18 protein-coding genes are annotated in these 16,238 nt (G+C 69.2%); 12 read left to right on the forward strand and 6 right to left on the reverse strand.

Going from position 1 to position 16,238, the window contains the following annotated elements; genetic code table 11:
• Genes ACOADB_RS22195 through ACOADB_RS22205 form a run of 3 tightly spaced genes read left to right on the forward strand, consistent with a single transcriptional unit; the run spans nt 1 to nt 1,897 of the window.
• Nucleotides 1-450, forward strand: coding sequence for a Fur family transcriptional regulator (locus ACOADB_RS22195; RefSeq protein WP_420281186.1), 450 nt, complete (start codon nt 1-3; stop codon nt 448-450).
• Nucleotides 447-923, forward strand: coding sequence for an adenylyltransferase/cytidyltransferase family protein (locus tag ACOADB_RS22200; protein ID WP_378603726.1), 477 nt, complete (start codon nt 447-449; stop codon nt 921-923). The genes ACOADB_RS22195 and ACOADB_RS22200 overlap by 4 nt, the downstream gene beginning before the upstream one ends.
• Nucleotides 920-1,897 carry a YgfZ/GcvT domain-containing protein gene (locus ACOADB_RS22205; RefSeq protein ID WP_378603729.1) on the forward strand — a complete coding sequence of 326 codons (978 nt, stop codon included), beginning with the start codon at nt 920-922 and terminating at the stop codon, nt 1,895-1,897. The genes ACOADB_RS22200 and ACOADB_RS22205 overlap by 4 nt, the downstream gene beginning before the upstream one ends.
• An 87-nt stretch (nt 1,898-1,984) precedes the next feature.
• Here the strand turns inward: ACOADB_RS22205 and ACOADB_RS22210 are convergent, their stop codons facing one another.
• Nucleotides 1,985-3,265, reverse strand: coding sequence for a sulfate adenylyltransferase subunit 1 (locus ACOADB_RS22210; protein WP_378603732.1), 1,281 nt, complete (start codon nt 3,263-3,265; stop codon nt 1,985-1,987).
• On the reverse strand, nt 3,265-4,179 hold the full coding sequence (gene cysD, locus ACOADB_RS22215) for a sulfate adenylyltransferase subunit CysD (RefSeq protein ID WP_378603734.1): 915 nt from the start codon (nt 4,177-4,179) through the stop codon (nt 3,265-3,267). The genes ACOADB_RS22210 and cysD overlap by 1 nt, the downstream gene beginning before the upstream one ends.
• Before the next feature lie 99 nt (nt 4,180-4,278).
• On the opposite strand from cysD, the gene ACOADB_RS22220 reads away from it, so the two are divergent.
• The 3 genes from ACOADB_RS22220 to ACOADB_RS22230 all read left to right on the forward strand — a co-directional run bounded on the left by ACOADB_RS22220 (nt 4,279) and on the right by ACOADB_RS22230 (nt 6,600).
• Nucleotides 4,279-5,082: a DUF4143 domain-containing protein gene (locus ACOADB_RS22220; RefSeq protein WP_378603736.1), complete on the forward strand. Its 804-nt coding sequence runs from the start codon at nt 4,279-4,281 to the stop codon at nt 5,080-5,082.
• 106 nt (nt 5,083-5,188) lie between these two features.
• Nucleotides 5,189-6,355, forward strand: coding sequence for a nucleotide sugar dehydrogenase (locus ACOADB_RS22225; protein ID WP_378603738.1), 1,167 nt, complete (start codon nt 5,189-5,191; stop codon nt 6,353-6,355).
• 107 nt (nt 6,356-6,462) lie between these two features.
• Nucleotides 6,463-6,600: a hypothetical protein gene (locus ACOADB_RS22230; protein WP_378603741.1), complete on the forward strand. Its 138-nt coding sequence runs from the start codon at nt 6,463-6,465 to the stop codon at nt 6,598-6,600.
• Between the two features lie 6 nt (nt 6,601-6,606).
• On the opposite strand, the gene ACOADB_RS22235 is transcribed toward ACOADB_RS22230, so the two are convergent.
• Complete coding sequence (locus tag ACOADB_RS22235) at nt 6,607-7,608, reverse strand: sulfite exporter TauE/SafE family protein (protein ID WP_378603744.1); 1,002 nt, start codon at nt 7,606-7,608, stop codon at nt 6,607-6,609.
• A complete protein-coding gene (gene cysC / locus ACOADB_RS22240) occupies nt 7,605-9,485 on the reverse strand; it encodes an adenylyl-sulfate kinase (RefSeq protein WP_378603747.1) in 1,881 nt (626 codons plus the stop codon). The genes ACOADB_RS22235 and cysC overlap by 4 nt, the downstream gene beginning before the upstream one ends.
• A 105-nt stretch (nt 9,486-9,590) precedes the next feature.
• On the opposite strand from cysC, the gene ACOADB_RS22245 reads away from it, so the two are divergent.
• The 3 genes from ACOADB_RS22245 to ACOADB_RS22255 all read left to right on the forward strand — a co-directional run bounded on the left by ACOADB_RS22245 (nt 9,591) and on the right by ACOADB_RS22255 (nt 10,971).
• Nucleotides 9,591-10,022, forward strand: a complete 432-nt coding sequence (locus ACOADB_RS22245) for a helix-turn-helix domain-containing protein (RefSeq protein WP_378603750.1) — start codon at nt 9,591-9,593, stop codon at nt 10,020-10,022.
• A 5-nt stretch (nt 10,023-10,027) separates the two neighbouring features.
• Nucleotides 10,028-10,585: a hypothetical protein gene (locus tag ACOADB_RS22250; RefSeq protein WP_378603753.1), complete on the forward strand. Its 558-nt coding sequence runs from the start codon at nt 10,028-10,030 to the stop codon at nt 10,583-10,585.
• Nucleotides 10,586-10,671: 86 nt separating this feature from the next.
• Nucleotides 10,672-10,971, forward strand: coding sequence for a DUF2516 family protein (locus tag ACOADB_RS22255; protein WP_182377779.1), 300 nt, complete (start codon nt 10,672-10,674; stop codon nt 10,969-10,971).
• Nucleotides 10,972-10,990: 19 nt separating this feature from the next.
• Here ACOADB_RS22255 and manA read toward each other — a convergent pair whose 3' ends face one another.
• Complete coding sequence (manA, locus tag ACOADB_RS22260) at nt 10,991-12,172, reverse strand: mannose-6-phosphate isomerase, class I (RefSeq protein ID WP_378603758.1); 1,182 nt, start codon at nt 12,170-12,172, stop codon at nt 10,991-10,993.
• 73 nt (nt 12,173-12,245) lie between these two features.
• Nucleotides 12,246-13,244 carry a dTDP-glucose 4,6-dehydratase gene (gene rfbB / locus ACOADB_RS22265; protein WP_378603761.1) on the reverse strand — a complete coding sequence of 333 codons (999 nt, stop codon included), beginning with the start codon at nt 13,242-13,244 and terminating at the stop codon, nt 12,246-12,248.
• Between the two features lie 18 nt (nt 13,245-13,262).
• Between rfbB and rfbA the strand changes: the two genes are divergently transcribed.
• Genes rfbA through ACOADB_RS22280 form a run of 3 tightly spaced genes read left to right on the forward strand, consistent with a single transcriptional unit; the run spans nt 13,263 to nt 15,981 of the window.
• Nucleotides 13,263-14,150 (forward strand): glucose-1-phosphate thymidylyltransferase RfbA, encoded by an 888-nt coding sequence (rfbA, locus tag ACOADB_RS22270; protein ID WP_378603764.1) that lies wholly within the window; start codon nt 13,263-13,265, stop codon nt 14,148-14,150.
• Nucleotides 14,147-15,151 carry a UDP-glucose 4-epimerase GalE gene (galE, locus tag ACOADB_RS22275; RefSeq protein WP_378603767.1) on the forward strand — a complete coding sequence of 335 codons (1,005 nt, stop codon included), beginning with the start codon at nt 14,147-14,149 and terminating at the stop codon, nt 15,149-15,151. Before rfbA ends, galE begins: the two co-directional genes overlap by 4 nt.
• The gene (locus ACOADB_RS22280; protein ID WP_378603770.1) at nt 15,148-15,981 is read left to right on the forward strand and encodes an N-acetylmuramoyl-L-alanine amidase family protein; all 834 of its coding nucleotides are present in this window, start codon (nt 15,148-15,150) and stop codon (nt 15,979-15,981) included. Before galE ends, ACOADB_RS22280 begins: the two co-directional genes overlap by 4 nt.
• Nucleotides 15,982-16,238: the final 257 nt, after the last annotated feature.

The following is a 16,238-nucleotide window of genomic DNA, read 5'->3' on the forward strand; positions in this document are numbered from 1 at the left end:
GTGGTCGAGGAGGTTGCGCAGCAACCGTCTCGAGACCAGGACTGGCGCTCCGCCCTCCGTGACCGTGGCTACCGCCTCACCCCGCAACGCGAGCTGATCCTGGCCGCTGTCGACGAGCTCGGCCACGCGACGCCCGACGAGGTGCTTGCCCGGGTCCAGGTGACGGCCAGTGCCGTGAACGCCTCCACCGTCTATCGCACCCTCGAGGTGCTGGAGGAGATCGGCCTGGTCCGCCACGCGCACCTTTCCGACCGGGCACCGACGTACCACTCGACCCGGGGCCACGAGCACTTCCACCTGGTCTGCCGGAACTGCCAGGGCGTCACGTCGATCGACACCGCCGAGGCGGCACCGTTCGTGGAGGTCCTCGCCGCACGCGGCTTCACCCCCGACCTCGGGCACCTCACTGTCTTCGGCCGCTGTGCCACCTGCGAAGGAGAGTCCCGATGACCGCCCCACGGACCGTGCTGACCTACGGCACGTTCGACCTGTTCCACATCGGCCACCTGCGCCTCATCGAGCGGCTGGCTGCGCTGGGGGACCGGCTCATCGTCGGGGTCTCCACCGATGAGTTCAACGCAGGCAAGGGCAAGAAGTCGGTCGTGTCGTACGACGACCGCGCGGCCATCGTCGGCGCGATCCGGGGCGTGGACCTGGTGATCCCGGAGGGCTCGTGGGAACAGAAGCGCGACGACATCGTCGAGCACGGTGTCGACGTCTTCGTGATGGGCGATGACTGGGCCGGGAAGTTCGACGACCTCGCCGACGTTTGTGAAGTGAAGTACCTGCCCCGCACCTCCGGCGTGTCCAGCACGGACATCAAGGAAATGCTGCGCACCCTCGACCCGATCCACATCGAGGAGATGCAGACGGCGCTGGGCACGCTCACCCGCCTCCTCGAGCACTACAGGGATCTCACATGACTGCCGCCAGCGGCCCACCCGCCCCCGCCAGCCCGCTCCTCGCCCTTCCGGGTGCCGTGGCCGGCAACGGCATCGATGCCGGCGTCGCAGCCCACTACGGCAGCCTGTTCGGCGAACAGCGCGCGCTCGCTGCCGGTGAGGGCTTCGTCGACCTGTCGCACCGCGACGTCCTGCGCATCAGTGGCCCGGACCGCCTGACCTGGCTGCACGCCCTCACCACCCAGTTCTTCGAGGGCCTCGAGCCGGGCCGCTGGATCAACGCCCTCGTGCTGAGCCCGCAGGGCCACGTGGAGCACGCCTTCGCCGGGGTCGACGACGGCGAGGCGTTCACGGCGCACACCGAGCCCGGGCGAGCGGCCGCACTGGTCGCGCACCTCGAGCGGATGAAGTTCATGAGCCGCGTCGAGATCAGCGACCTGACGTCCGACCTCGCCGTGGCGTGGCGGCCGTCCGGCAAGTACGACCTCGTGCCGCGGGAGCAGCTGGCGTCGTACGCCGAAGCGGCGGGGCCGGCTGCGGGCTTCTGGGCCTTCGAGGCGTTGCGGATCGAGCGGGGTGAGCCGCGCTTCGGCCTCGACACCGACGATCGCACCATCCCGAACGAGGTCGGCTGGCTGGCGAGCGACGAGCCGTGGTCGGCCGTCCACATGGACAAGGGCTGCTATCGCGGGCAGGAGACGGTCGCGCGCGTGCACAACCTCGGGCGTCCCCCGCGCCGCCTGACCCTGCTGCACCTGGACGGTTCGGAGAACCGGCTGCCCGAGCCGGGCGCCGACATCGTCCCGGCGGAGGGTGGCCGCGTGATCGGGACCGTGGGCACCTCGGCCCGCCACCACGAGCTGGGGCCCATCGCCCTGGCGCTCCTCAAGCGCAACACCGACATCGCCGCGCAACTGGAGGTCGACGGCCTCCAGGCCTCGCAGGAGGTCCTCGTCGACCCCGAGGTCGGGCTGCACTTCCGTCCGCAGCGCTGACGGTGGTGCAGGAATCCCCGGGCGCCCGGGGATTCCTGCGCCGGTCGGGGGTTGCAACCCCCAACAGGCGCAGGAAGTGCCTCGTCGTCAGCCGTTGATCATGCCGGCGCCGACGGTGATGCCGGTCGCCTCGTCGATCAGGATGAAGGAGCCGGTGGTGCGGTTCTTCGAGTACGGGTCGACGAGCAGCGGCACCGTCGTGCGCAGCGTGACGCGACCGATCTCGTTGACGCCGAGCTCCTTGGTCTCCAGGTCGCGGTGCAGGGTGTTGACGTCCAGGCGGTACTGGATGTCCTTCACCAGGGCGCGGCCCGTGCGCGTCGTGTGCTTGATCGCCAGCTTCTGACGCGGCTGCAGCGGCGCATTCGTCATCCAGCAGATCATCGCGTCGATGTCCTGGGTCGGCGTCGGCGCGTTCTTCACGCGGGCGATCATGTCGCCGCGCGAGACGTCGACGTCGTCCTCGAGGTGCACGGTCACGCTCATCGGCGGGAACGCCTCGGCGATGTCCTCGTCGAAGAGGTCGATCTTCGAGATCTTCGACGTCATGCCCGACGGGAGTACGACGACCTCGTCACCGGGCTTCAGGACGCCGCCGGCGACCTGTCCGGCGTAGCCGCGGTAGTCGTGGAACTCGTCGGACTTGGGCCGGATGACGTACTGCACCGGGAAGCGGGCGTCGATCAGGTCGCGGTCCGAGGCGACGTGCACGTGCTCGAGGTGGTGCATCAGCGTGGGACCGGAGTACCACGGCATGTTCTCCGAGCGGTGCACGACGTTGTCGCCGGAGAGCGCGGAGATCGGGATGACCTCGAGGTCCGGCACGTTCAGCTTGGTCGCGAACTGCGTGAACTCGCGGTAGATGTCGTCGTACACCTTCTGGTCGTAGCCGACGAGGTCCATCTTGTTGACCGCGAGCACCAGGTGCGGGACCCGGAGCAGCGACAGGATCACCGCGTGGCGCCGGGACTGCTCGGTCAGGCCCTGGCGGGCGTCGACGAGCACCAGGCCGAGGTCGGCGGTCGAGGCGCCGGTGACCATGTTGCGGGTGTACTGCACGTGGCCCGGGGTGTCGGCGATGATGAACTTGCGGTTCGGCGTCGCGAAGTAGCGGTAGGCGACATCGATCGTGATGCCCTGCTCGCGCTCGGAACGCAGGCCGTCGGTCAGCAGCGCCAGGTCGGTGTAGTCGTAGCCCTTGGACTGCGACGTGGCCTCGACGGCCTCGAGTTGGTCCTCGAAGATCGCCTTCGAGTCGAGCAGGAGGCGCCCGATGAGGGTCGACTTCCCGTCGTCCACCGAACCGGCCGTGGCGAAGCGCAGCAGGTCCATGCGGTGCGTGGTGTCCCGCGTGGTGTCGATGCCCATCAGAAGTAGCCTTCCTTCTTGCGGTCTTCCATGGCTGCCTCGGAGAACCGGTCGTCGCCACGGGTGGCGCCGCGCTCGGTCTTCCTGGCCACGGCGACCTCGTCGATGATCTCGGCGATCGTGGAGGCAGTGCTCTCCACGCAGCCGGTGAGCGTGATGTCGCCGCAGGTCCGGAAGCGGACCGTGCGCTCCTCGACGACCTCGCCGTCCCGCAGCGGGTTGAGCGGGGTCTCGCTCATCAACATGCCGTCGCGCTGGAACACCCGACGCTGGTGGCTGAAGTAGATGTTGGGGATCTCGATCTCCTCGCGACCGATGTAGTCCCACACGTCCAGCTCGGTCCAGTTCGAGATCGGGAAGATCCGCATGTGCTCGCCCTCGTGGAGGCGGCCGTTGTAGAGGCTCCACAGCTCGGGGCGCTGCATCTTCGGGTCCCACTGGCCGAACTCGTCGCGGTGGGAGTAGACGCGCTCCTTGGCGCGGGCCTTCTCCTCGTCACGCCGGCCGCCACCGAAGGCGGCGGTGAAGCCGTTCTCCTCGATCGCGTTGAGCAGGGTCGGGATCTGGAGCCGGTTGCGGCTGATCTTCGCGGCGTCGGGGATGATCCCGTTCTTGATGGCGTCGTCGATGCTCGCCACCACGAGGTTCACGCCGAGCCGGCTGACCCAGCGGTCCCGGGTCTCCATGACCTCGGGGAAGTCCAGGCCGGTGTCGACCTGCAGGATGGAGAAGGGGATCTTCGCCGGGAAGAACGCCTTCTCTGCCAGGCGGAGCATCACGATGGAGTCCTTGCCGCCCGAGAACATCAGAACCGGCTTCTCGAACTCGGCCGCGACCTCGCGGAAGATGTGGATCGACTCGGCCTCCAGCTGGTCCAGCTGGCTCAGGCGGTAGTCGGTACGTGTCTGAGTCACCCGCGCATCGTGCCATGCAGCGCCTGTCAGCGAGACATCAACGACCTTGCCGTAGACAAATCTACGAGTTTGAGGCGGAAGTCTTCTAGACTCCGGGCCGTGGCCGCCGATTTCCTCGCCCGTCTGGGCTCCCGGGCCTCGGTCCCCGGCGAGGTCCGGTCCCGCTGGGGCGTCGCGGAGTACGTCGACCTGCTGGCCCCGCGCGACGGCATCTCGCGTGACCTCCACCGCCTCGCCCACCGCCGGGCGCGGTCGCTGCGTCGGGTGGATCCGGCCCGGGTGCTGGCCCTGGTCTCGGCCCTCGCCGATCCGCCGTCCGCGGAGCTCAACAAGGCCCGGGTGGCGGCCGCTGCCGGGATCCCGGCGACCACCCTCTCGCCGTACGTCGACGTCCTCGTCGAGCTCGGCCTGGTCCGCCTGGTGCCGGGCTGTCGCTCCCCGGTCGCGAAGCGTGCGATCGGCCGCCCGCGGGTGGTGTTCGAGGACCCGGCCGTCGCACGCCACGTCGCCGGGGTGCCGGCGGAGGACCTTCTCGCGTTCCAGGGCCGCAGCCGGCTGGCTCCGTTCCTGGAGGGCATCGTCGCGGCCGAGCTGCTCCGCCAGCAGCCGGGGAGCGCCGTCGAGCACCGGGTGAGCCACCTGCGCGAGCGCAACGGACTCGAGGTCGACCTGGTCATCGAGCTCCCCGACAACAGCGTCTACGGCATCGAGGTGCGCACCGCGAGCAGCTTCCGGCCGCACCAGTTCGATGCCCTCGAGGCGCTCGCCGCCCGCGCCGGATCCCGCTTCCGTGGCGGGATCGTGCTCAACACGGCGCCCCGCGGCCACCAGCAGCGGCCGGGCATGTGGGGCCTGCCGATCTCGTGCCTGTGGGAGTGGGACCAGTCGGGGCCCCGCCGCTGAGGCCGCCGAGGTGCCGCCGAGGTGCCGCCGAGCGTGTGTCTGGCCGCCACGTGCCCTTCACGTCGACGTACACGGTCGTTCAGGGGAGCCGCTCACCGTCGGAAGCATGAAGATCACTGTGGTCGGAGCCGGCTACGTCGGACTCTCCAATGCGGTGCTGCTGTCCCGGTTCAACGACGTCACGGTCCTCGACGTCGATGCGGCCCGGGTGACGGCAGTCAACGAGGGGCGCTCGCCCATCGTCGACCTCGAGCTCGAGGAGTACCTCGCCCGGGGCGGCCTGTCACTGCGCGCGACGCGCGACCGCACGGCGGCGTACGCCGATGCGTCGTACGTCGTCGTGGCGACGCCGACGAACTATGACCCCGAGACCAACTACTTCGACACGAGCACCGTCGAGAAGGTCACGGCCGATGCGCTCGCCGCGAACCCCGCGGCGACGATCGTCATCAAGTCGACGGTGCCGGTCGGGTACACGAACACGCTTCGCGACCAGCACCCCGGTGCCTCCATCCTGTTCAGCCCCGAGTTCCTGCGCGAAGGCAGGGCGCTCCACGACAACCTCCACCCGTCGCGGATCGTGATCGGTTCGGACACCGAGCCCGGTCGGCTGTTCGCCAAGCTGCTGGTGCAGGCCGCGCTCGACGAGGACGTGCCCGTGTTGTTCACGGGGTCGACCGAGGCCGAGGCGATCAAGCTCTTCGCCAACACCTATCTCGCGCTGCGTGTCGCGTACTTCAACGAGCTCGACACCTACGCCGCGACCCACGGGCTCGCGACGAGCCAGATCATCGAGGGCGTCGGCCTCGACCCGCGGATCGGCGGGCACTACAACAACCCGTCCTTCGGGTACGGCGGCTACTGCCTGCCCAAGGACACGCGGCAGCTCCAGGCGAACTACCAGTCGGTGCCGCAGAACCTGATCAGTGCCATCGTCGAGGCGAACACCACCCGCAAGGAGTTCATCGCCGACGACGTCCTGCGCCGCGACCCGAAGGTCGTCGGCATCTACCGGTTGACCATGAAGGCGGGCTCCGACAACTTCCGCGAGTCCGCGGTCCAGGGCGTGATGAAGCGGATCAAGGCGCGCGGCGTGAAGGTGATCGTGTTCGAGCCGGAGCTCGACCAGAAGCGGTTCTTCAACTCCAAGGTCATCGGTGACCTCGACGAGTTCAAGGCGAAGGCCGACGTGATCATCACCAACCGGCGGTGCGAGCTGCTCGACGACGTGGCCGCCAAGGTCTACACGAGGGACATCTACGGGCGCGACTGACCGGGTCCCGCCCGACCTAGTGCGAAAGAACCATCCCGGGACGCACCGATCGGCTGATGGGTTCGTTCGGAACCGCGGGCTACCTTGGAGGAGAGAGGTGGTCAGCCATGGAGATGTTGTTGGGTGTCGGAGCCGTCTGGGTCGCTGCCGCGGCCGCGGTGACCTTTGGACTTGCCCACGCTGCCGCTGCGCAGCCGTTCCACTTCGAGGGCGACCCTCTCCCGCTGTCACCCGTCACGCGCTGACCCGGGTCAGGCGGGTTCCGGCGCCTTGTCCCCGGGACGGAGCGCCTCGATCTCGGCGACCGTCGGTGCGCCGAACATCGGCATGCCGTGCCGCTTGCGGATCATGCCCCAGACGAGCGGCACCAGGACCAGCATGGCCAGGCCGATGCCCCCGACCAGCATGGCCTCGAGCGTCTCGTGGCCCTCGCCGAACGGGTGCAGGCCGGCCTTGAAGAGCAGGGCGACGCCGGACATGGTCAGGACGATCACGATGCCGCGCCGGATGAACGACTGAGGCACCCGCGGCGCGAGCCGGGACCCGAGCAACGTGCCTGGGACCGAGCCCATCACCAGCGGGATCAGCAGGGCCCAGTCCAGGCCATGGATCGCGATGTTGGCCAGGGCGGCGCTGAGGACCAGCGGGACCGCCTGCACGAGGTCGGTGCCGACGAGCCGGAGGGCCGACAGCCCGGGGTACATCATGAGCAGGGCGATCATGATGACCGATCCCGAGCCGACGCTGGTCACGCCGACGAGCAGCCCGCCGAGCATCCCGACCAGCAGCGTCGGGAGCGGACGGATGCGCGGATCGTCGTCGGGCTGGACGCCGCCGCGTTCCACCCGCCGGAGGTTGATGTAGATCCGGAGCGCGTACGTCGACGCGGCGAACAGCAGCGCGATGCCGATGCAGAGCTTGAGCGTCTTCTCGAGCTGCTCCGGATCATCGGTGAGCGCGCTCGCGAGGTACGGCCCCACGAACGCCATCGGCACCGAACCGGCGATCAACCAGCCGGCCAGCCGGAAGTTCGGCGATCCCTCGCGGGCATGGGTGATCGCGCCGCCGGTCTTGTAGATCGCTGCCGCGGTGAGGTCGGCGGTCACGATCGCGGAGGTGTGGCCGACGCCGAGGAAGATCAGCGCGGGCGTCATCAGGGCGCCGCCACCCATGCCGGTCAGTCCCACCACGATGCCGACGAGGAACCCGGCGACCATGATCGAGAGGGCCGTCAGGGTGATCCACTCGCTCATTTGTTTCCTGTCGTGGCACTGGTCAGGCGGGGGAGCACGGCCTGGAGGAGGGAGTCGATCTGGTCGGCCGATGCCTCGGCGGCGGCCCGTCCGCGTCGGTAGGGGTCGCGGATGTCGTGGGCGTCGACGGCTCCGGCCCGCCGGTGGCCCACCGCGGTCACCAGTGCTGCTCCGGTCAACGAGGCACCGACCCGGTCGATCGACTCCGCGAACTGGCCGAGGGTGAAGGCCTTGCGGAAGGCCTCGGGAGCCTCCTCGAGCACGAATGCCCGGTGCGAGGACTCCGCGGTGAGGACCAGGTCCGCCTGGGCGATCAGCTCCCGCGTCAAGGGCTGGCTCACGAAGCCGGCGAGCAGGTCCGGGCCGACGCCGCGGTCGGTCAGTACGGTGGCCATCGTCCGATCCACCTCGTGCGCGCGGAACCCGTGCGTGCCGGCGCTGATGAACTCCACCTGCGTCGAGGGGCCCAGGAGCGATCGCGCCCGCAGCTCCATGTACGGCGACCGGCAGATGTTCGCCGTACAGACGAACAGGACGCGGAGGGGCTTCTCGGCAGGACCCGCGCTGGTGGTCGAGGTGGTCGTCCGTCCCCTCTTCGAACGAGCGGTGGGCTCGGTCGACGGGGTGGAGGCGCCAGTGGTGGCGAACCCGGATCCGACCAGGTCGGCAGTGTCGAGACGGACGTCGAGGTACCCGGCCTCGCGCAGCGCGAGGGTGACGTCCTCGAGGGCCTCCTCGATGCTGCGACCGGTCGTGTCGACGCGGACGTCGGCGTCGGTGGGCTCCTCGTAGGGGGAGGAGATGCCGGTGAACTCGGGGATCTCCCCGCGCCGGGCCTTGGCGTAGAGCCCCTTGCGGTCGCGTCGTTCGCACTCCTCGAGCGGGGTGGCGACGTGGACGAGGAAGAAGGCACCGCCGGCGTCCTCGACCATGGCGCGGACCTGCTGGCGGGTCTCGTCGAACGGCGCGATCGGGCTGCAGACCGCGACGCCTCCGTGGCGGGCGATCTCGGCAGCGACCCAGCCGATCCGGCGGATGTTGGTCTCGCGGTCCGCCTTCGAGAAGGTCAGGCCGGCCGACAGGTTGCGGCGGACGACGTCGCCGTCGAGGCTGGTCAGCGATCGGTGGCCCTGCTCCAGCAGGCGGTCCATCAGCGCCTGGGCCAGCGTCGACTTGCCGCTGCCCGAGAGGCCGGTGAAGAAGAGCACCAGGCCCTGCTCGGCGGGGGCCGGGTGGGCCTGGGCATTGATCTCGGCCAGGGCGGGCAGCGGTGCGCCGCCCGGGACGAGCTCGACGAGGGGGTCGGCGCCGGCGTACGCCGCCAGCACCGAACTGCGCAGCGCCGCGTCGGCGTCGGTGTCGTGCACGGTGAGGGGTACGGCGACCACGGCGCCGTCGATGAGGCCGGCGACCTCGGTGGTGGCACGCAGCAGCGTGACCGGGTTGATCGCGGTGCTGCCACGGCCGACGAGCGCGACGAGCAGCACCGGCCCGAGGGTCCGCAGCTGCTCGAACTGGGCGTCGGTGACCAGGTCGGTCACCGGCACCACGGTCCGGCCGGCGTACGTCAGGCGGGCGAGGTCCGGCGTCAGGTAGAGCCGCCGGAACGGGCCGAACTGGGCGTGGGCAAGGGGCGTCACGCTGAGGCCGCGCAGGGTCTGGGCGATCCGGGCCAGGGGCAGGCCCTCGGGGTCGACGAGCTCGACCTCGTGTCCTTCGTCGAGGTGGAGGGCCAGCGCTTCCGGCAGGTCCAGCGTGATCGGGCTGCCCGGTTCGTTGAAGCCGACGATCGGACCTGCGGCGCCGGACGTCAGCAGCTCGAGGTCGTCGAGCTCCCGTGGCGTGGGGCAGTGCTGGGGAACGGGCGGGCTCGACACAACCGCGATCGTACAGAGTTGAGTGAGTTGCTCGGGAAACGAGTGTGAAGGAGTTCACGTCCCGCGTGCTTGCAGTTTGCTAACTATTGCTAGCACTATGGGCACATGGCAAAAGGCAAGGTCGGGAAGACCGTCGGCTCCCTCGGCGACTACCTCAAGGAGCAGCGGCTCTCGTCGCGGCTCTCGCTGAGGCAGCTCGCGGACCAGGCCGGCGTCTCCAACCCGTACCTGAGCCAGATCGAGCGCGGGCTGCGCAAGCCGTCCGCCGAGGTGCTCCAGCAGATCGCCAAGGCGCTGCGGATCTCCGCAGAGCAGCTGTACATCCGGGCCGGAATCCTGAACCCGGAGGACGGCCTTGCCGGGTCGGTGGAACTCGCCATCCTCGGCGACACCGTCCTCAGCGAGCGCCAGAAGCAGTCGCTGCTGGACGTCTATGCATCCTTCCTCGCGCTGAATGCGGCCGAAGCTCCCTCGGACGCCGCCGAAGCACCGATCGCTGCCCAGGAAATTCCCAACAACGTCACCAACGAAGGGTGAATGCAATGCCGAAGTTCGAGCTCCCGAAGATCGAGATCCCCACGATCGACATCAAGTCCATCGACCTCCCCGAGGTCCCCGAGGCCGCGCAGAAGCCGATCTACGCCGGTGTCGGCGCGACCGACCTCGCCGTCGAGAAGGTCAAGGGCTACGTCGCCGACGTCCAGGCCAAGGTGACCGCTCGGGTTGCTGACGTCCAGAGCACCGTCAAGGGCTTCGAGCTGCCCGAGGCGAAGACCCTCCAGGACCGCGCCACCAGCACCTTCGCTGACCGCAAGAGCCAGGCCGAGGCGAAGTTCGCCGAGCTCCAGGCCGACGCCAAGGCCCTCCCGGCCAAGGTCCAGGGCACCGTCAAGGTGAAGGTCGACGAGAACGTCGCCACCGCGACCGCCCTGTACGCCGACCTCGCCAAGCGCGGCGAGAGCGTCGTCGTGAAGCTCCGCAAGTCGACCCCGAAGCCCGCCGCGAAGAAGGCTCCGGCGACCAAGCCGGCCGCCAAGAAGGCTCCCGCGAAGAAGGCTGCCGCCAAGAAGGCTCCGGCCAAGAAGGCTGCTGCCAAGTGAGCTGACGCTCCACTTTCACCACGACCCCGAAGCGAGAGCTTCGGGGTCGTGGTCGTTTTCGGGGGGACGGCTAGGATCGCGACATCATGAGTGGGGGATTCGTAGGCGCCATCAGCGACGTCGAGGTCTGGATCAACATCGGTATCGCCTTTGCGCTGCTGGTGATCAAGATCTTCGCGTTCGTCAGCGCGCTGCTGTACTCCGGCGAGTCCTACGTCGCGGCCGACAAGCTCACCAAGCCGACCTGGACCGCGATCCTCGGTGTCGGGGTCCTGCTGCAGGTGGTGCCGATCAACCTCTCGATCGTGAACCTCGCCATGACCGTCGCGGCACTGGTCTACCTCGCCGACGTACGACCTGCGCTCGCCGGGCTGCGCCGCAGGTAACCGCTCGGCCAATCCAGGATCACAGCAGGTCGAACAGCTGGCCGGTCTCGCCGTCGCTCGGCACGAACGCCTGGGCGACCTCGCCGGTGCCCAGCACCCGGAGCGCGCCGTCGGCCGCCTCGGCGTACGCCGCATCGCCGCGCTCGAGGCGGAGGATGTCGCCGCGCGTGTTGACGACCGCGACGGCACCATCGGTGCAGATGAGGAGACGTGCGCCGGCCGCAGGGAGCACGACGCCCGCGGGGTCGGCGGGTGAGCTCTGGGTGACCGAGAGCGCGAACTCATGGCCGGGGATGAACACGTCGGTCGAGTAGTTCACGACCTGCGGCTCGACCCGGGCGGCGCGGGACGTGCCTTCCTCGAGGCACTGGACCAGGCCCTCGGCGTCGATGTGCTTGGTCGTCAGGCCGGCCCGCAGGACGTTGTCGGAGGCGACCATCACCTCCAGGCAGAGCCCCTTCAGGTGCGCGTGGATGATGCCGGTGGCGAGGTAGGCGGCCTCGCCGGGCTGCAGTGTCAACCGGTTCATCAGCAGCGCGATGAGGACGCCGACGTCGCCGGGCGAGGTGAGCGCGAGCTCGACCGCGGTGGCGTAGGCCCGCTTGATGTCGAGTCCGTTGTCGAGGGCGCGCTGGCACTCGGCCACGACCTCGCCCACCACCTCGGCGGACGGCGGGTTGGTCACCAGGCCCTCGATCAGCCGGATGATGCCGGCGAAGCCGGGGTCGTCCAGCAGGCTCTCGGTCAGCTCCTTGGTGAGCGGGTGCTCCAGGGCGCGCAGCACCCGCACGATCTCGGACGTGCGGCGCAGGCCGACGAGGGTGTCGAAGGTGGAGAGGGCGTAGACCATCTCCGGCTTGGGGCGCGGGTCCTTGAACACGCGCCGGGGGCCATCCAGGGGGATGCCTGCGGCCTCCTCGGCAGCGAAGCCGGCCTGGGCGCGCGCGCTGTTCGGGTGCACCTGGATCGAGAGCGGCCGGTCCGCCGCGAGGACCTTCAGCATGAATCCGAGGTCACCGGCCACCTCGGTCAGCGGCCGCTCGACGCCCTCGGTGTCGATGACGCGGGCGGTGCCCAAGGGGTGCGTTCCCATCCAGACCTCGGCGACGGGGTCACCGGAGCCGAGGCGTCGCTGGAAGACGGGGATGGCGTCGGCGGAGCCCCAGTCGTAGTTCTGGGTGTGACAGGCGAGCGCGAACACTTCGTCTCCGACTTCAGGTGGGGGTTCCCAGCCTAGGACGTGGGATCGTCGAGGTGGGTGGAACCCCGGGCGGTCATTGGCCCTTTGTGGCGTACGACGCTTCGGTCGCGTCCTTGTGAGGTCGCCACCAGTCCTCGTGGTCCTGGTACCAACGCACGGTCAGTTCGAGGCCGGCCTCGAAGTCGGCGTACTGCGGCACCCAGCCCAGCTCGGTTCGGAGCTTGCCCGCGTCGATCGCGTAGCGCAGGTCGTGGCCTGCCCGATCGGTGACGTGCTCGAAGTCGTCGGCGTCGCGGCCCATCAGCGAGAGGATGAGTCGCACGACCTCGAGGTTGGACTTCTCGCCCTCGGCGCCGATCAGGTAGGTCTCGCCGATCCTGCCCCGCTGGAGGATGGTCAGCACCGCCGAGGAGTGGTCCTCGGTGTGGATCCAGTCGCGGACGTTCTCGCCGGACCCGTAGAGCTTGGGGCGGCGACCGTCGATGACCTCGGTGATCTGGCGCGGGATGAACTTCTCGATGTGCTGCCACGGCCCGTAGTTGTTCGAGCAGTTCGAGATCGTCGCCCGCACACCGAAGCTGCGGACCCAGGCACGCACCAGGTGGTCGGACCCGGCCTTGGAGGCGGAGTACGGCGACGACGGCTGGTAGGGCGTGTCCTCGGTGAACTTCTTCGGGTCGTCCAGCTCCAGGTCTCCGTACACCTCGTCGGTGGAGACGTGGTGGAAGCGGACGTCCGCCTTGCGGACCGCCTCGAGCAGCGTGAAGGTGCCGATCAGGTTGGTCTGGATGAACGGCGAGGGATCGTTGAGCGAGTTGTCGTTGTGGGACTCCGCGGCGTAGTGGACGACGGCGTCGTGCTCCGCGACGAGCGGCTCGACCAGTGCGGCGTCGGTGATGTCGCCGACGACGAGGCGGACCCGTTCCTCGGGCAGACCGGCGATGGATTCGCGGCTCGCGGCGTAGGTCAGCTTGTCGAGAACCGTGACCACGGCGTCGGTCTGGCTGACGACGTGGTGGACGAAGTTGGAGCCGATGAATCCGGCCCCGCCGGTCACGAGGATGCGATCCACGCGTGACAGTCTAGGGACATGCGCGGGATCATTCTGGCCGGTGGTACGGGGAGCCGTCTGCACCCGATCACCCATGCGATCAGCAAGCAGTTGATGCCGATCTATGACAAGCCGATGATCTACTACCCCCTCTCCACGCTGATGCTGGCGGGCATCCGCGAGATCCTGGTGATCACGACGCCGCGCGAGGCCGACCAGTTCCGGTGGCTCCTCGGCGACGGCTCGCAGTTCGGCATCGAGATCAGCTACGCCGTCCAGGCCTCGCCCGACGGTCTCGCCCAGGCGTTCCTGATCGGCGAGCAGCACCTCGACGGCGGCGGCGCCGGTCTGGTCCTCGGCGACAACCTCTTCTACGGCTCCGGTCTCGGGACGCGGCTGCGGCAGTTCACCGACCTCGACGGTGCGGCCATCTTCGGCTACCGCGTGGCCGACCCGACGGCGTACGGCGTCGTGGACTTCGACGCCGACGGGAAGGCGCTCTCGCTGGAGGAGAAGCCGGAGCATCCCAGGAGTCGTTACGCCGTCCCCGGGCTGTACTTCTACGGTCCCGACGTGGTCGAGCGGGCCAGGTCGCTCCAGCCCTCGCCCCGGGGAGAGCTCGAGATCACCGATCTCAACCGGCTCTACCTCGACGAGGGCCGCCTCCAGGTCGAGATCCTGCCGCGGGGCTCGGCCTGGCTGGACACGGGGACCTTCGATGACCTCAACGACGCCAGCAACTTCGTCCGGGCGCTCGAGGCCCGGCAGGGCAGCAAGGTCAGCTCGCCCGAGGAGATCGCCTGGCGACTCGGGTTCATCGATGACGAACATCTCGAGGAGCTGGCGGACGGCCTGCTGAAGAGCGGCTACGGCCTGTACCTGCAGGACCTGCTGGCAGAGAAGCGGTCGCTAGGGTCTCTGGCATGAAGGTCCTCGTCACCGGCGGCGCCGGCTACCTCGGTTCGATCACGTCCAAGGCCCTCGAGCAGGCGGGCCACACGCCCGTCATCCTCGACTCGCTGCTCAGCGGACCGCGCGCGTACGTCGGCGACCGGATCTTCTACGAAGGCGACATCGCAGACCGGGCGCTGTTGCGGCGGTTGGTCGCCGAGCACCCCGACCTCGATGCCACCATCCACATGGCAGCCCGGATCGTCGTGCCCGAGTCGGTGGAGAAGCCCTACGAGTACTACCGAGACAACGTCGCGAAGTCGCTGGAGATGTTCGACGAGCTGACCGCGCTCGGCAAGGGCCGGATCGTGTTCTCCTCGACGGCGTCGCTCTACGCGATGACGCCGGACTTCGAGGTGACCGAGGCCGACCCGGTCGACCCGAACTCCCCGTACGCCCGCACCAAGCGGATGATGGAGATGGTGCTCGAGGACCTCTCCAGGGCGAGCGACCTGCGCGCGATCATCCTGCGGTACTTCAACCCGATCGGCGCCGACCCGGACCTCGAGACCGGCTATCACCTCAAGGACGCGACCCACGTCGTGCCGCTGATGGCGCAGACCGCACTCGGCCAGCGGGACAGCTTCACGCTCACCGGCACTGACCACCCGACCCGCGACGGCACGGGCATCCGTGACTACATCCACGTGTGGGACCTGGCGCGCGCCCACGTGCGGGCGATCGAGGAGTTCGACAACGCCCTCGCGAAGGTCGACTCGACGTTCACCTACATCAACATCGGCGGCGGCGACGGCGTGACCGTGCGTGAGCTGCTGGCCGCTGTCGAGCGCGTCGTCGGCAAGCCGATCCCGGTGACGGAGGCCCCGGCCCGTCCGGGCGATGCGGCCGGTGCGTTCGCCAACGCGGACAAGGCGGCCGAGCTGCTCGGCTGGAAGGCCGAGCTCTCCCTCGACGAGGCGATCGCGTCCGCGCTCGCCTGGGGGGAGAAGCGGAAGGACGTGCTGGGGTACGCGTGAGCGGTGCCCGGGTCGTCGCGCTGGTGCTCGTCGCAGCCGTTGCCGCGGGGTGCACGGGTGGCGCCGACCCGACGCCGCCGGCGGCCACGGGGTCTCGAGACGGTTGCTGCGCGACCTCTTCGACCTCCGGCCCGGCACCTGTCGTCGAGAAGCCGCTGGCAGGGAAGGTCGTCGTCCTCGACCCCGGCCACCAGCTCGGCAACCGGCACCACGGCTCCGAGATCGCCCGGCCCGTCGACGCCGGCGGGTTCGACAAGGAGTGCAACACCACGGGTGCGGCGACCAACGCGGGCTACCCCGAGGCCACGTTCACGTGGAAGGTGGCCGTGGCGGCGCGGCGGATCCTGCGGCGCCTCGGCGCGCGGGTCGTCCTGACCCGGGCGAGCAACTCCGATGACCTCTGGGGTCCGTGCGTGGACGTGCGCGGATCCATCGGCAACCCGGGAGAGCCCGGTCGCACGGCCGACCTGCGCGTGAGCATCCACGCCGACGGGGTCGCAGTGGACGGCGCGCGTGGGTTCCACGTCATCCGGCCGGGCGTCCTCGACGGCTGGACCGACGACATCGCGAAGCCGTCACGCAAGCTCGCGGTCGACGTACGCGATGCGCTGGAGGCGGCGGGATTCCCGGCGTCGTCGTACCAGGGGAGGAACGGCATCGATGTCCGCACCGACCTGGGCACCCTGAACCACTCGGACATCCCGACCGTGATGGTCGAGCTCGCCAACATGCGCGACCCGCGTGACGCCGCGCTGGTCGAGAGCGCGCAGGGCAGGAACCGGTACGCCCGGGCCCTCGCGCAGGCGATCCGGAACTTTCTGGCGCGCTGACGGGTCGTCAGTGCATCGCGTGGCGGCCGGGGCCGTCCGCGGACTGTGGCTGTGGAAGCGGTGCGGGCCGCAATGGGGGTCGGTGCTTCGACCTACGCGTGTGCCGTTCGATGTGAGGGCAGCCGCGTGGGCCGTGCTTGAACAGACATCGCATCTTGCGACGCCAACGCCGGAAGGACATGTGAACTCCAGGGGGGAGGGAGCGCCCAGTTCCCGAGATGGCTCCGACCGTAACACCGTCTTCCGACGATGGGGAG

This window comes from Nocardioides sp. CPCC 206348 (assembly GCF_048654705.1).
GTDB lineage: Bacteria > Actinomycetota > Actinomycetes > Propionibacteriales > Nocardioidaceae > Nocardioides.

Coding starts and splice junctions, on each gene's coding strand:
- ACOADB_RS22245 (WP_378603750.1), top strand. CDS start 9,591: ATGGCAAAAGGCAAGGTCGGGAAGACCGTCGGCTCCCTCGGCGACTAC.
- ACOADB_RS22225 (WP_378603738.1), top strand. CDS start 5,189: ATGAAGATCACTGTGGTCGGAGCCGGCTACGTCGGACTCTCCAATGCG.
- ACOADB_RS22250 (WP_378603753.1), top strand. CDS start 10,028: ATGCCGAAGTTCGAGCTCCCGAAGATCGAGATCCCCACGATCGACATC.
- ACOADB_RS22230 (WP_378603741.1), top strand. CDS start 6,463: ATGGAGATGTTGTTGGGTGTCGGAGCCGTCTGGGTCGCTGCCGCGGCC.
- rfbA (WP_378603764.1), top strand. CDS start 13,263: ATGCGCGGGATCATTCTGGCCGGTGGTACGGGGAGCCGTCTGCACCCG.
- ACOADB_RS22200 (WP_378603726.1), top strand. CDS start 447: ATGACCGCCCCACGGACCGTGCTGACCTACGGCACGTTCGACCTGTTC.
- ACOADB_RS22235 (WP_378603744.1), bottom strand. CDS start 7,608: ATGAGCGAGTGGATCACCCTGACGGCCCTCTCGATCATGGTCGCCGGG.
- galE (WP_378603767.1), top strand. CDS start 14,147: ATGAAGGTCCTCGTCACCGGCGGCGCCGGCTACCTCGGTTCGATCACG.
- ACOADB_RS22255 (WP_182377779.1), top strand. CDS start 10,672: ATGAGTGGGGGATTCGTAGGCGCCATCAGCGACGTCGAGGTCTGGATC.
- ACOADB_RS22210 (WP_378603732.1), bottom strand. CDS start 3,265: ATGGGCATCGACACCACGCGGGACACCACGCACCGCATGGACCTGCTG.
- ACOADB_RS22205 (WP_378603729.1), top strand. CDS start 920: ATGACTGCCGCCAGCGGCCCACCCGCCCCCGCCAGCCCGCTCCTCGCC.